This is a genomic window from Sideroxyarcus emersonii, assembly GCF_021654335.1.
In the GTDB taxonomy this organism is placed as follows: domain Bacteria; phylum Pseudomonadota; class Gammaproteobacteria; order Burkholderiales; family Gallionellaceae; genus Sideroxyarcus; species Sideroxyarcus emersonii.
Genome location: NZ_AP023423.1, coordinates 545,642 through 558,294 on the forward strand (window position 1 = coordinate 545,642; position 12,653 = coordinate 558,294).

The window sequence follows — 12,653 nt, forward strand, 5'->3', positions numbered from 1 at the left end:
CAAGGAGCGCATCATGGGTTCATTGAGTATCTGGCATTGGTTGATCGTATTGCTGATCGTTGTACTGGTCTTCGGCACCAAGAAGCTGCGCAACATCGGCGAAGACCTGGGGGGGGCGGTGAAAGGCTTCAAGGATGGCATGAAGAGCGACGAAGAGGCGCACAAGCAGGTCACCCAGGACGGCAAGACCATCGAAGGCGAAGTGAAAGAGAAGAACCAGACCAAGGTTTGAGCCTGACAGGGATTTATGTTCGATATCGGCTTTTCGGAGATCGTGGTCATCATGGTGGTGGCGCTGGTCGTCATCGGCCCGGAGCGGCTGCCTAAAGTGGCCCGCACCATGGGGCTGCTGTGGAGCAGGGCGCAGCGCTATGTCAACGGCGTGCGGGCCGATATCGAACGCGACATGCAGATGGAAGAGCTGAAACAGCTCAAGCTCAAGGTGGAGCAGGAAGCGGCTGCGGCTGCGCAAACCGCCAATCAGGCGGTGCGGACGGTGGACGACCATCTGCAGTCGCTGCAGGACGAGGGGCGGGCGGCAGTCGAGCGGGGCAATCCGTCGCGCAGCGTGCCTGCTACGGGTGGCAGCGGTGTCCAGAAAGCTCCCTCAACACCCGAACAGCGCCAGTTCCCGATCGACTAGCCCCGCCCTGAATCGTGAGCACCAGCGAAAGTCTAATCTCCCACCTGATCGAGTTGCGCAAGCGCCTGCTCAATTCCGCCATCGCGCTGTTGCTGGTGTTCATCTGCCTGTTCCCGTGGGCGTCCGATCTTTATAGCGTACTGGCGCATCCGTTGCTGGCCAAGCTGCCGGCAGGCGGCCAGATGATCGCGACCGATGTCACCACGCCGTTTTTCGTGCCGCTCAAGGTTGCGATGATGGCGGCCTTCCTGATCGCGTTGCCGTACATCCTGTATCAGGCGTGGCGTTTCGTTGCGCCGGGGCTGTATGCGAACGAGAAGCGCTGGATATTGCCGTTGCTGGTTGCCAGCGTGCTGCTGTTCTTCAGCGGTATGGCTTTCGCCTATTTCGTGGTGTTCCCGGTGGTGTTCGGCTTCATTACTGCCGCTGCGCCGCACGGCGTGGCCGTCATGACCGACATCGACAAATATCTCAGCTTCGTGCTGAGCATGTTCGTGGCCTTCGGGCTGGCGTTCCAGGTGCCCATCGCGGTGGTGCTGCTGGTGAAGACCGGGATGGTGAGCACAGCCAAGCTGCGCGAGGTCAGGCCCTATGTGATCGTCGGCGCCTTCGTCGTCGGTGCGATCTTCACCCCGCCGGATGTGGTATCGCAGTGCATGCTGGCGCTGCCGCTGTGGTTGCTCTACGAAGCGGGTATCGTGGTGGCGGGTTGGGTGGGACAGAACAGGCCGGAGTAACTAAGGCATCCGCTGCAGGTGGGGAAGTTCGAACCAGGTCGCCCGTGTTTCCTGCATTGCCAATCCATTGCCGATGCCGCCGCTATGTGGTGTGGCGGCGGCCGGCTTATTCCTGGGCCTTGGCTTTCGGACGTTTCCCCACCTTCACCTGTACCACCACTTCCGACTGGTTGCGCAGCAGCTTCAGCATGGTGACTTTGCCTGGCGGCAGCGAGGAGATGGTCTCCAGCATGATGGTGGAATCGGTCAGCGGCTTGTCCGCGATGCTGAGCAGGATGTCGCCGGCTTTGACGCCGGCCTTGTCCGCAGGGCTGCCGCGCACCACTTCGGCGATCAGCACGCCCTTCACGTCGCCGAGTTTGAACGATTCCAGCAGCTCCGGCGTGAGATCCTGCACCGCGACGCCGATCCAGCCGCGGATGACCGAGCCGTTCTGGATGATCTGCTCCATGATCTTCTTCGCCGTGCTCACCGGGATGGCGAAGCCGATGCCGAGCGAACCGCCGTTGGGGGAATAGATTGCACTGTTGATGCCGAGCAGGTTGCCTTCGCTGTCCACCAGCGCGCCGCCCGAGTTGCCGGGGTTGATGGCGGCATCGGTCTGGATGAAATTCTCGAAGGTGCTGAGTCCGAGGTGGTTGCGTTTCAGTGCGCTGACGATGCCCATGGTGACGGTCTGGCCGACGCCAAAAGGATTGCCGACGGCGAGCACGATATCGCCCACGTGCGCCTGGTCGGACTGGCCGAACGTGATGGCCGGCAGGTTATTGCCGATATCCACCTTGATCACGGCGAGATCGGTGTCCGGATCGGAACCGACGATGTGTCCCTTGGCGGTACGGCCATCCGACAGGGCCACTTCGATCTGGTCGGCGCTTTCGATGACATGGTGGTTGGTGAGGATGTAGCCATCATGGCTGACGATGACGCCCGAGCCCAGGCTGGAGCTCTGCTGCGGGACATTGTTGTCGAATTCGTCGCCGAAGAAGAAGCGGAAGCGCGGGTCGTCCATGAACGGCGCGGCCGGGGCTTTCACCTCGCTGCTGGTGAAGATGTTCACCACGGCAGGCATCACTTTCTGGGCGGCCTTGCTGAATCCCTCGGCAGGCAGCTCGCCGCTGCTGCCGATATTGTTCTCGTACAAGGTCACCACGCCGCTGCGCGCCGCATTGGGCAGCAGCGAAGGTCTCAGCGTATGGATGACGAACAGCATCGCGAGACCGACAGTGGTGGCTTGGGCGAACAGGAGCCAGAATTTGCGCATGATATGATTTGAGCCGCTGCTAATTAATGGTACGAAAACAATGCGATTGGACGAATTGCGCGATTATATCGGAAGCGAGCTTGAAATCGGCCGTTTTCGTGATTACAGCCCCAACGGGCTGCAGGTGGAGGGGCGCGCGGAGGTGCGGCGCATCGCTACCGGCGTCACCGCTTCGCAGGCCGTACTGGAGGCGGCAACAGCCTGGGGGGCGGATGCCCTGCTCGTACATCATGGGTATTTCTGGCGCAGCGAGGATGCCACCATCACCGGCATCAAGAGGCGCCGTGTGGCACACCTGCTGAAGCACGATATCAGCCTGCTCGCCTACCACCTGCCGCTGGATGCGCACCCCGTCCTCGGCAACAACGCGCAGCTCGGCCAACGGCTCGGTTTTGTCGAGCATGGGCGCTTCGGCGAGCAGGACCTTGCCATGCACGGCGTCCTGTCGCAGCCGCAGACCTTGCAGCAACTCGCCCAGCATGTCCAGCATGCCCTGCAGCGCGCGCCCCAGGTCATCGGCCACGCCAATCCCAACATCGTCCGCATCGCCTGGTGCAGCGGCGCAGCGCAGGGTTATTTCGAACAGGCGGTGGCGCTGGGGGTGGACGCGTTCCTGACCGGCGAGATTTCGGAACAGAACGTTCACGTCGCGCAGGAGACCGGCGTCGCCTTCATCGCAGCGGGACACCACGCCACCGAACGCTACGGGATCCAGGCGCTGGGCCAGCATCTGGCTGCGCGTTTCGGGCTGGAACACCGTTTCTTTGACCAGGACAATCCGGTCTGAGAATTGTCAGTGCGGTATTCCGGGCTGCGCGCAAGCGCAATCCCCGGGATTCAATGCCGGTTCTTCCTCATTTCTATATTCCCGGTGGCGAGGAATATCTCGCGCAGGAAACACAGCAGGCCGAAGATCAGTGCCAGCATGGCCGAAATGAAGAACAGCGAAACCACGCGCGATGGGTCCATGCCCGTCTCCGAGCCCACGAAGAGGGCGGCAATCACAATGCAGATGAAAAGCGCAGACATGGTGCAGAGGCTGACCGACCAGTGGACCCAGCGGGCCCTGCGCGCAAGCATCAGCATCTCGTTCTTCACGGTTTCTGGCGACTGATCGTTCAGGTTGCCCAACACCCTGGAGCGATCCACGATGCGGGCGATACGGTTGGTAATCACCGCGAGTATCGCGCCGATTCCGGTCAGCAGAAAGACGGGAGCGACCGCCAGCTGGATGACGTGGGCAACGGTCGTGATGTCGGCGGCATTTTGCATGGTGTCTCCAGTGCGTGGCCGATCCTGCCTGCAGGTCGGGCGGGGCGTCAGTTCCTGGCGTGGATGAGCGAGAAGTCCTCGACCCCCTGCAGTGTGCTCAATCCGCTGGCCAATTCGTTCATTGCCGCGCCGCTGCTCTTGCTCAGCGCGATGGCGACGAAATGCCACTCGAGTTTCTCGTTGCTGGAGCGTATGGCGAAGGAACCCGATGCGATCTCGTAGCCGTGCGAATAGACGACTTCGCGCAGCGTATTTTCCTGCGGCACGAAGTTCTTCTGGAATTCGAGCGTGACGGCAATGGCCGGCCGCGAGGGCAGCCAGCTTTCCAGTCTGGATATCCACATCATGCACATCGCGGAGAGCAGGGTGAGCATGATCGCAGAGGCATAGAAGCCGACGCCGACCATGATGCCGATGGCGGAGCAGGTCCAGATCGAGGCGGCAGTGGTGAGGCCGCTGATGTTGAGGCCTTCGCGCATGATGACGCCCGCACCGAGGAAGCCGATGCCGGTGACGATACCCTGGATGACGCGCGTGGGGTCGCCGGCAAGGGCGGCATTCACTTGCCCGCCGAACCAGTAGCTCGGATAACCGGAGATGACGGTGACGGCGGCGGCGGCCATGCAGACCAGGCCGTAGGTGCGCATGCCGGCCGCGCGGCCATGGTAGGAGCGTTCGTAGCCGACGATGAGGCCGAGGATGAGCGCGCCAAACAGGTTGAAAAATACGATCAGGTTGGTCGCCACTTCCGGGGCGGACCAGTAAGCCGACAGCTTCGCAAACGTTAGTGCATCCATTCCCATTCCCTGTTTTTACCGGCTATGGAGTTTACAAGAATCTGGCAGTCATTGCCGCTGCGCCGGCGCGATGCGAGCAAATTTTGCGGCTGGCGAGACACGTCGCTCGATGTCGGCGCCGAATCCGCTCAGGATTTCGACCTGCCGCGCAACTGGTCGAGCGAAACGACGGCGCTGCGCGGCGCTTCCTGCAAGGCCAGGTTGGACAGGCGCAACTGTTCTCCGTGTTCCAGCAGCAGCGATTGCCAGGGGCGCATGGCGTCGTCCAGCAATTCTTCGCGGCGGGTGATGAAGGGCAGCAGGAAGTCGCGGCGGCGCGGGTGCCAGGGCAGCCATTGCCATCCCAGGAAGCTGTCGCTGTGCTTGAATCCTGCATCGCCCAGACGGGCGCGCAGGGCTTCCACGGCGGGCAGGGCTTTTTTCGATGCGTCCGGCGCGTTGTTCCACATCAGGCCGTAGAAGACGCGGTAGTGGTCGCCGAGGAATTGCTGTTCCATGAACGCACGCAGAAAAACGGCTTGTTCGGCGTTCGGCTGCAGGTACACGCCGACCAGGCAAGCGTCGTTGTTGCGGTCTTCCGTCACCTGCGTGCTCCACGGCAGCGACTGTTGTTCCAGCCAACGGTCCAGCCGTTCGCGCAGGGCCAGCCAGAATTCGTTGTTGAGGCGCAGGCGGATCGCATCCAGGTGTTCGGCGGCGATCACTGCCAATGGGAGGTTCTCTTCCTGCGAGAAAAAATCCAGGACGGCTTGTTCTTCGTTCATGTCAGGTCTTCAATCAATGCGCCCGCCCGCCGGTGAAATGGCTGGTTGCCGTACATTCGGATGGCGGACGATCTGCGGGGCGGTTGCCCGCGTTATTCGGAAACTTCTTCCTTGGTCAGGCCTGCGAATGATAGCAGGCGATTCTTGGCGTGCAGCAGCTTTTTCGCTTGTGCGCCCAGATGCATCAGCGAAGTGAGATCTTCCGCGCTCAGTTTCTGGATGTCGATGAACCACTCGTTGGCCATGGAGATGAGGTCGTACATTTCCTGCATGCGCTTGTGGAAATGCTCGTCCTCCGGCGTGTTCTTGGGATCGAGCAGGCATTCCCGCAGCACCGACAGGGTTGGCTCCACTTCGCGCCGCCGCCGTTCGTCCGCCAGCGTGCGGAAGATCTCCCACACATCCTCCGGCGCCTTGAAGTATTCGCGGCGGTCGCCGGCACGGTATTCGGAACGCAACAGGCGCCAGCTTTGCAGTTCTTTCAGCCCCATGCTGACATTGGAGCGGGAAAAGGACAGCAGGTAGGTGATGTCGTCGGCGTTCAGCGGGACATGCGAGATATAGAGCAGCGCGTAGATTTGGCCAACGGTACGGCTGATTCCCCAGCGGCTTCCCATTTCCCCAAAGTGATGTATGAAGCGCCAGGTGGTGTCTGAAAGGTGTTCCATTTCCATTCTCGTACTTTCAAGGATTTCTGAAATTAATGCAACTACTTTTACCCAAAGGCCTTTTTTTCGCGGGAGCGCCGACGCGCCGGCCGTTGTGTTGACACGACTATTTGAACTGTTGAAGATGCGGTGCCTTATCGGAAGCGCCATTGCGGTTTGCGGAAATGGACGCCGAAGGAAGATGTTAGCGAGCAGTGAATGCTGGCCGTGCATAAGCGGACAGTTATATATAAATAATCATCCAGGTTTTGTCAGGGGGCTACTTACGATGCAGCATATTTTGCGTTTGTTCATTCTGCTTGTCGGGCTGTTTGCGGGTACGGGAAGTTACGCTGCCGACGCCGCGCCAAAATTGACCACGCCGGACGATCTGGGTCCCCAGATCGAACAACCGATTGAATTTCCCCATTTCCGCCATGCCGGCGATGCCAAGGACGGTGGCATGCAGATCAACTGCATGTATTGCCACACCTATGCGCGTCGCAGCATGGTGGCGGGCATCCCGCCGGTGCAGAAATGCATCGGTTGCCATCAGAGCATCGAATCGGTCCGGGACAAGCCGCGCATCCAGAAGCTGTTCGAATACTGGGATGCCAAGAAGCCGATCCCCTGGAAGAAGGTGCATGACCTTCCCGATTTCGTGCGCTTCAATCACGAGCGCCACATCCAGCGTTTCTATTTCCAGCAGGATCGCCCTTATCAGGAGGTGTGCGGTTACTGCCACGGCAATGTGAAGGCCATGACGGTAGCGCAGCGCCAGAAACCGCTGACAATGGGCTGGTGTGCCAGCTGCCATCAGAAGGATCATCCGGTCAGTGCCAACTCGACCGAGACCGGGCATGGTCCGAACGATTGCTTCACGTGCCACAAGTAAGCGCGTGACGATTAACACAAGCAAGATATCAGGGGATTATGTGATGACAGAGAACGATTTTAATCGGCGTGATTTTTTGAAGGTGCTGGGCTGGGGCGGAACCGCCGTCGCCTTGAGCGGCTGCGGCAATACCTCGATCCAGGATGGCCAGGAAACCGTCACTTCCTATGTGACCCTGCCTTCCTACGTCATTCCCAGCATTTCGAACTACTTCAATTCGACCTGCGCGCAGTGCGAAGCCGGCTGCAACATCATGGGGCGTGTGCGCGAAGGCCGCGTGCTGAAGGCGGAAGGCAATCCGAATTCGCCGATCAACCGCGGCAGGATGTGCGGCTTGGGCCTGTCGGGCGTGCAGGCGCACTACAATCCGGATCGCGTGCGCCAGCCGCTGCTGAAGGGCGAGGCGATCGCCTGGGACAAGGCGCTGGGCGTCATTGCCGACAAGCTGAATGGCGTCAAGGGCGCCGAAGTCGCCTTCCTGACCGGCAACATGAGCGGCCATGTGCAGGCGCTGCTGGGCAACTACATGGACGAGTTGGGCAGCAAGAACCATTTCTCCTATGAGGCGATCTCCCCGGCCGTGCTGCGCGCTGCCAACAAGAAAGCCTACGGCGTATCGATGCCGCGTTACCGCATCGACAAGGCCAGGGTGGTGGTGTCGTTCGGTGCCGACTTCCTCGGCGCCTGGGTTTCCCCGGTACATTTCTCGCAGCAATATGCGCAGTTCCGCAAAGGCAACCGTCCGGAAGGGCGCGGCGTGCTGGTGCAGATCGAGCCGAAGATGACGCTGACCGGCGCGAACGCGGATCGCTGGATCGCGGTCCGCCCCGGTTCGGAAGGTGTGCTGGCGCTGGGTATCATCAACGCCCTGGGCAAGGCCGGCCTGGCTATTCCGGCCGATATCGCCGCAGCAAGCAAGGCGTATACGACCGAGCGCGTGAGCAGCGAGACGGATGTTTCCGCCGAGCAAATCGAAAAACTGGCTGCCCTGCTGAAGGAGCGCACGCCCAGCCTGGTGCTGGCGGGCAGCGCGGCGGAAGGCTATGCGCACGGCTCGCAGAATGCGGCCGCCATCGCGCTGCTCAACCGGGTGCTGGGCAACGTCGGCAAGACCGTGGAAGCGAGCGCCAGCGTGCCGTTCCCGCAGATCGCGCCGACCGTGGGCAACCGTGCCTCGCTGGTCAGCCTCAACGATGGCCTGGCCGCCGGCAAGTACAAGGTGGTGTTCAGCTATGGTGTCAACCCGGTGTTCAGTGCCCCGGCGGCATTGAAGTTCAAGGATAACTACGCCAAGGCCGACTTCAAGGTGGCGTTCGCGCAGTACCTGGACGAAACCGCACAGGCGGCCGACCTGGTGCTGCCGCTGGATTCCGCGATGGAAGACTGGGCCACCGTGGTGCCGGAATACATGGTCACACCGGAAGGCGCGGGTTCCGCCGCTTACGCGCAGATGAGCTTCCGCCAGCCGCTGATGGACAAGCTGTATCCGGACACCCGCGGTATCGGCGACATCCTGCTGGCCCTGCTCAAGCAGCGCAAGGCTGACAAGTACAAGGAATTCGACGATTTCTACGCCTATTTGCGCAGTGCGGTACTGAAGAACAAGGTGGCACTCGGCGGCAAAGCCACCGATGACGACGACGCATTCTGGGACGAGACGCTGAGCAAGGGTTTCCTGCCGATGAAGGGCATCGCCGGCACCGTGTCGGCCAAGGCCTCGGCCTCCGACCTGAAGTTGCCGTCGGCGGCGGCAGACCGGGATTATCCGCTGCGCCTGATCCCGTCCATATCGGCCAGCATGCGCGACGGCCGCAACGCGAACGAACCCTGGTTGCAGGAGTCGCCCGATCCGCTGACCACGATCGTGTGGGATTCCTGGGTCGAGATCAACCCCAAGACCGCAGCCAAGCTGGGGATCGTTGAGGGCGATATCGTCGAGGTGACCTCCAGAAGCGGAACCATCAGGACGCAGGCCTACCTGTTCCCTGGCATCCATCCGGATGCGGTTTCCGTTCCGGTCGGCTATGGCCACGAAGCGATGGGGCGCTATGCCAAGGGCGTGGGTGCCAACGTGTTCGCCATGCTGGATGCGGTGTTCGACAAGGAGACCGGCGAACTGGCGCTCAACGAGACCGGCGTGAAGATCAGCAAGACCGGTCAGCGCGTTCTCATCGTCAAGGAGGAGGGGCCTGTCGGCGGCAGCCAGGCGGGCAAGAAGAAGATTGCGGTCCAGGTAGCGGCCGACAAAGTTGATCTTTCGAAGGAGGTCTAAAGCATGTCAGTTTCCAATTTGCTAGAAAACTGGTCGAAGTTTCGCCATACCCATCCGGTCGATGACAAGGGGCATCCGGACTGGGAGGCGTATCCGTCCGACATCAAATGGGCGATGAGCATAGACCTCGATGCCTGCACCGGCTGCAACGCCTGCAGCGTGGCTTGCTATGCCGAGAACAACCTGCCGGTGGTGGGCAAGGAGAAATATTCGCACGGCCAGGCCATGCACTGGATGCGCATCGAGCGCTATTGGGACGAAACTGCCGGCGTGGGCGAATTCAGCGCCGACCAAGGCGCGCGCTTCCTGCCCATGATGTGCCAGCAATGCGAAGCGGCACCGTGTGAGACGGTGTGCCCGGTCGGCGCCACCAACCACACCGAGGACGGCCTGAACTCGCAGATCTACAACCGCTGCATCGGTTCGCGCTACTGCTCGGCGAACTGCCCGTACAAGGTGCGCTATTTCAACTGGTACAACTACCCGGAGCAGGAAAACGCCTGGCCTTCGCCGCTGAACCAGCAGCTCAATCCGGACCTGACCGTGCGTACCAAGGGGGTGATGGAGAAATGCACGTTCTGCAAGCAGCGCACCTACACTGCTCGCAACAACGCGAAGACGGAAGGCCGCCCGGTACAGGACAGCGACGTGCAGACCGCATGCCAGGAAGCGTGCCCGGTCGGTGCGATCACGTTCGGCAACCTGTTCAACCCGGAATCGCAGGTGGCCAAGCAGTGGCAGAGCCAGCAGGTCGAACTGACCAAGGAAGTGCAGGACAAGGACGAGAAGGAAGGCAACCGTTTGCGCGGCTACCGTATCCTGGAAGAGCTGCGGCCCTATCCTTCGGTGATGTATCTGGAGCGGGTGCGCGAAAGCGCCGTATAAGGCACAAGGGAAGGAAAAGAGAAAATGGGAAAAGATATCCGCGAAGACATCGCCTGGGCACAGATCAACAAGGATGTGCTCAAGAGCCTTGAATCGCCTCGCAAACTGTATTGGGTGATTTTGCTGGTGGCCATTGCCATGGTGGGCGTGGCCGTGGGCTGCGAGATCTATCAGTACAACGTCGGCCTTGGGGTGGGCAATTTTGATAACCCCAATGTGTGGGGGCTGTACATCGCCACCTTCATCTTCTGGATCGGCATGAGCCACTCCGGCACGTTGCTGTCGGCGATCCTGCACCTGATGCATGCCGACTGGCGCAAGCCGATCTACCGCTTCGCCGAAGCGATGACCACGTTCTCGCTGATGACGGCCGGCTTGTTCGTGATGGTGCACCTGGGGCGCCTGTGGCAGGTTTACTATGCGCTGCCCTACCCGAGCGAGCGCTGGGTCTGGCCCAACTTCCAGTCCCCGCTGCTGTGGGATGCGATGGCGATCTTCACTTACCTGAGTTCGTCCGTTCTGTTCCTGTACATCGGCTCGATCCCGGATCTGGCCATCTGCCGCGACAACATCCACCAGGGCTGGCGCAAGAAGCTGTATACCCTGCTTGCGCTGGGCTGGGAGGGTACCGACCGCCAGTGGCGCAACTTCCGCATCACCTACCTGACCATCGCATGCTTCCTGATCCCGCTGGCGGTGTCGGTGCACTCCATCGTGGCATCGGACTTCGCCATGTCGCAGCAGCCAGGCTGGCACGTGACCTCGTTCCCGCCGTACTTCGTGGCTGGTGCGCTGTACTCCGGTTGCGCGGCGATCATCACGCTGTTCATCATCCTGCGCTATGTGTTCAGGTTCGAGGAATACATGACGCTGCCGATCCTGAGGAAGACGGTGCGCCTGACCTTCGCCATCGCGATGGTGTGGACCTACCTGAACTGCATCGAATTTGCCGCGACATGGTACAGCCATGATGAGGCAGCCAAGGCTGTGCTGATCGAGAAAGCGACCGGTCGCTTTGCACCGTTCTTCTGGGGCATGATCTTCTGCGGTTCCGTGGTGCCGTTCGCGTTGATGGTCAAGAAATGGCAGACCAGCATCCCGGTGATGTTCGCCGTGTCGCTGTTGCTGAACCTGGGCATGTGGCTGGAGCGCTGGATGATCGTGGCACCGACCTTCTCGCATGGCTATTACCCGTGGACATGGGACGAGCACATGTGGCCCAGCATGGTGCAATGGGGCATCGTGTTCGGCAGCTTCGGCTGGTTCACCCTGCTGTTCATGGTGTTCTGCAAGGTCGTGCCGTCGGTTTCCATGTATGAGGTCAAGGAAATGGTGTATCACCGCAGTCTGGCGAAAAAGAAAGAAGAGCAGGCTGTAAAGGAAGAACTCGCTGTGAAGGGAGCCAACTAAATGAGCAAACGTTACTTGCTTGCCCTGTATAACAATTTCGACGAAGCCGAAGCCGTCGTCAGCGAACTGCGCAATTCCGATATCAAGGGTTTTGACGCAGCCGATGACCTGGTGGTGAAGTCGCCGATCGAACATCCGGAAGTCGAGGAATTCCTCGGCGAGAAACCGGTGAAAGTGCAGTGGTTTACCTTGGGCGGAGCCCTGACGGGCGGTTTGTTGGCATTCACGCTGATCGCCGGTTCGCAGGCCAGTTTCTATTCCCAGATGAAGGGCGGCAAACCGATCGTGCCGATCCCCCCGGATCTGGTGCTGACCTACGAGATGTTCATTCTGGGCGGGGTGTATATCACGGTGCTGGGCTTCCTGATCTGTGCCGGGTTGCCGGCGCGCCGTTCGCCGCTGTATAGCGCCAAAGTGTCGGAAGACCAGATCGGTATCCTGGTGAAGGCCGAAGACGGTTCCGTGGCCAAGCTCAGGGAGATCTTCACCAAGCACAAGGCATTGGAAATTCAGGAAGAGGCAGGCAGATGAAAAAAATAACTTTAGCAATTGCGTTACTGGTTGCACCTGCGGTGGCTCAAGCATGGCCCTGGTCCAAGGACATGTCGGAGCAGATCAGCGTCAAGCCGCAAGAGAGCGTCAATCCGGCCAATCCCGGCATGGCAACCTATCCGGAACATTCGGTGCCAGTGCAAGGCACGGCCAGCTTCGTGAAGGACATGGAAGCGGCCGACAAGCAGAAGAATCCCGTGCCGGCCACGCAGAAATCGGTCGAGCTGGGAGGCCGCCTGTTCGGTATCTATTGCACTCCCTGCCACGGCTATGCCGGCAAGGGTGACGGGCTGGTGGGGCAGAAGCTGGTGCTGCAGCCCTACAACCTGACCGCCGACCAGACCAAGCAGCGCAGCGATGGTTTCATCTGGGGGATGATGACGTTCGGCGGCGCGGTGATGCCACCGTATGCCAACGACCTGTCGCCGACCGAGCGCTGGCATGTGGTCAACTATGTGCGCAAGGTGCTGCAACAGGGTGGCACTGTGCAGGCCAACGTTAACGGCCGGTAACCA

15 protein-coding genes are annotated in these 12,653 nt (G+C 60.6%); 10 read left to right on the plus strand and 5 right to left on the minus strand.

The window, feature by feature from the left end:
* The first annotated feature begins 13 nt into the window (after window positions 1-13).
* Genes tatA through tatC form a run of 3 tightly spaced genes read left to right on the plus strand, consistent with a single transcriptional unit; the run spans window position 14 to window position 1,380 of the window.
* Entirely contained in the window at window positions 14-232 is a 219-nt protein-coding gene (gene tatA / locus L6418_RS02620; RefSeq protein WP_237247928.1) for a Sec-independent protein translocase subunit TatA, read from the plus strand.
* A 15-nt stretch (window positions 233-247) separates the two neighbouring features.
* On the plus strand, window positions 248-643 hold the full coding sequence (gene tatB / locus L6418_RS02625) for a Sec-independent protein translocase protein TatB (RefSeq protein ID WP_237247929.1): 396 nt from the start codon (window positions 248-250) through the stop codon (window positions 641-643).
* A gap of 14 nt (window positions 644-657) precedes the next feature.
* Window positions 658-1,380, plus strand: a complete 723-nt coding sequence (gene tatC / locus L6418_RS02630) for a twin-arginine translocase subunit TatC (protein WP_237247930.1) — start codon at window positions 658-660, stop codon at window positions 1,378-1,380.
* 106 nt (window positions 1,381-1,486) lie between these two features.
* Here the strand turns inward: tatC and L6418_RS02635 are convergent, their stop codons facing one another.
* Entirely contained in the window at window positions 1,487-2,644 is a 1,158-nt protein-coding gene (locus L6418_RS02635; RefSeq protein ID WP_237247931.1) for a Do family serine endopeptidase, read from the minus strand.
* A gap of 40 nt (window positions 2,645-2,684) precedes the next feature.
* Here L6418_RS02635 and L6418_RS02640 point away from each other — a divergent pair, with 40 nt between their 5' ends.
* Window positions 2,685-3,431, plus strand: a complete 747-nt coding sequence (locus tag L6418_RS02640) for a Nif3-like dinuclear metal center hexameric protein (protein WP_237247932.1) — start codon at window positions 2,685-2,687, stop codon at window positions 3,429-3,431.
* A 50-nt stretch (window positions 3,432-3,481) separates the two neighbouring features.
* Here the strand turns inward: L6418_RS02640 and L6418_RS02645 are convergent, their stop codons facing one another.
* From L6418_RS02645 to L6418_RS02660, 4 genes are all read right to left on the minus strand, one after another.
* Window positions 3,482-3,916 carry a DUF2721 domain-containing protein gene (locus L6418_RS02645; protein WP_237247933.1) on the minus strand — a complete coding sequence of 145 codons (435 nt, stop codon included), beginning with the start codon at window positions 3,914-3,916 and terminating at the stop codon, window positions 3,482-3,484.
* 47 nt (window positions 3,917-3,963) lie between these two features.
* Entirely contained in the window at window positions 3,964-4,713 is a 750-nt protein-coding gene (locus tag L6418_RS02650) for an MgtC/SapB family protein (RefSeq protein ID WP_237247934.1), read from the minus strand.
* A 128-nt stretch (window positions 4,714-4,841) separates the two neighbouring features.
* The gene (locus L6418_RS02655; protein ID WP_237247935.1) at window positions 4,842-5,477 is read right to left on the minus strand and encodes a hypothetical protein; all 636 of its coding nucleotides are present in this window, start codon (window positions 5,475-5,477) and stop codon (window positions 4,842-4,844) included.
* Between the two features lie 92 nt (window positions 5,478-5,569).
* Window positions 5,570-6,145, minus strand: a complete 576-nt coding sequence (locus L6418_RS02660; protein ID WP_237247936.1) for a GbsR/MarR family transcriptional regulator — start codon at window positions 6,143-6,145, stop codon at window positions 5,570-5,572.
* A 268-nt stretch (window positions 6,146-6,413) separates the two neighbouring features.
* Here L6418_RS02660 and L6418_RS02665 point away from each other — a divergent pair, with 268 nt between their 5' ends.
* From L6418_RS02665 to L6418_RS02690, 6 genes are read left to right on the plus strand one after another with little or no spacing between them, the layout of a single operon-like run.
* Entirely contained in the window at window positions 6,414-7,019 is a 606-nt protein-coding gene (locus L6418_RS02665; protein ID WP_237247937.1) for a cytochrome c3 family protein, read from the plus strand.
* Window positions 7,020-7,062: 43 nt separating this feature from the next.
* Window positions 7,063-9,291, plus strand: coding sequence for a molybdopterin-dependent oxidoreductase (locus L6418_RS02670; protein ID WP_237247938.1), 2,229 nt, complete (start codon window positions 7,063-7,065; stop codon window positions 9,289-9,291).
* A gap of 3 nt (window positions 9,292-9,294) precedes the next feature.
* Complete coding sequence (locus L6418_RS02675) at window positions 9,295-10,176, plus strand: 4Fe-4S dicluster domain-containing protein (RefSeq protein WP_237247939.1); 882 nt, start codon at window positions 9,295-9,297, stop codon at window positions 10,174-10,176.
* A gap of 24 nt (window positions 10,177-10,200) precedes the next feature.
* Entirely contained in the window at window positions 10,201-11,586 is a 1,386-nt protein-coding gene (gene nrfD / locus L6418_RS02680; RefSeq protein ID WP_237247940.1) for an NrfD/PsrC family molybdoenzyme membrane anchor subunit, read from the plus strand.
* The gene (locus tag L6418_RS02685) at window positions 11,587-12,117 is read left to right on the plus strand and encodes a DUF3341 domain-containing protein (protein ID WP_237247941.1); all 531 of its coding nucleotides are present in this window, start codon (window positions 11,587-11,589) and stop codon (window positions 12,115-12,117) included.
* A 41-nt stretch (window positions 12,118-12,158) separates the two neighbouring features.
* Window positions 12,159-12,650 (plus strand): cytochrome c, encoded by a 492-nt coding sequence (locus tag L6418_RS02690; RefSeq protein WP_237247942.1) that lies wholly within the window; start codon window positions 12,159-12,161, stop codon window positions 12,648-12,650.
* The last annotated feature ends 3 nt before the right edge of the window (window positions 12,651-12,653 follow it).

Bases quoted from the DNA above. Each gene is read 5' to 3' on its own strand.
- L6418_RS02655 (WP_237247935.1), bottom strand. From the start codon at position 5,477: ATGAACGAAGAACAAGCCGTCCTGGATTTTTTCTCGCAGGAAGAGAAC.
- tatA (WP_237247928.1), top strand. From the start codon at position 14: ATGGGTTCATTGAGTATCTGGCATTGGTTGATCGTATTGCTGATCGTT.
- tatB (WP_237247929.1), top strand. From the start codon at position 248: ATGTTCGATATCGGCTTTTCGGAGATCGTGGTCATCATGGTGGTGGCG.
- L6418_RS02645 (WP_237247933.1), bottom strand. From the start codon at position 3,916: ATGCAAAATGCCGCCGACATCACGACCGTTGCCCACGTCATCCAGCTG.
- L6418_RS02670 (WP_237247938.1), top strand. From the start codon at position 7,063: ATGACAGAGAACGATTTTAATCGGCGTGATTTTTTGAAGGTGCTGGGC.
- L6418_RS02660 (WP_237247936.1), bottom strand. From the start codon at position 6,145: ATGGAACACCTTTCAGACACCACCTGGCGCTTCATACATCACTTTGGG.
- L6418_RS02635 (WP_237247931.1), bottom strand. From the start codon at position 2,644: ATGCGCAAATTCTGGCTCCTGTTCGCCCAAGCCACCACTGTCGGTCTC.
- nrfD (WP_237247940.1), top strand. From the start codon at position 10,201: ATGGGAAAAGATATCCGCGAAGACATCGCCTGGGCACAGATCAACAAG.
- L6418_RS02650 (WP_237247934.1), bottom strand. From the start codon at position 4,713: ATGGATGCACTAACGTTTGCGAAGCTGTCGGCTTACTGGTCCGCCCCG.
- L6418_RS02685 (WP_237247941.1), top strand. From the start codon at position 11,587: ATGAGCAAACGTTACTTGCTTGCCCTGTATAACAATTTCGACGAAGCC.
- L6418_RS02665 (WP_237247937.1), top strand. From the start codon at position 6,414: ATGCAGCATATTTTGCGTTTGTTCATTCTGCTTGTCGGGCTGTTTGCG.
- L6418_RS02640 (WP_237247932.1), top strand. From the start codon at position 2,685: ATGCGATTGGACGAATTGCGCGATTATATCGGAAGCGAGCTTGAAATC.
- L6418_RS02675 (WP_237247939.1), top strand. From the start codon at position 9,295: ATGTCAGTTTCCAATTTGCTAGAAAACTGGTCGAAGTTTCGCCATACC.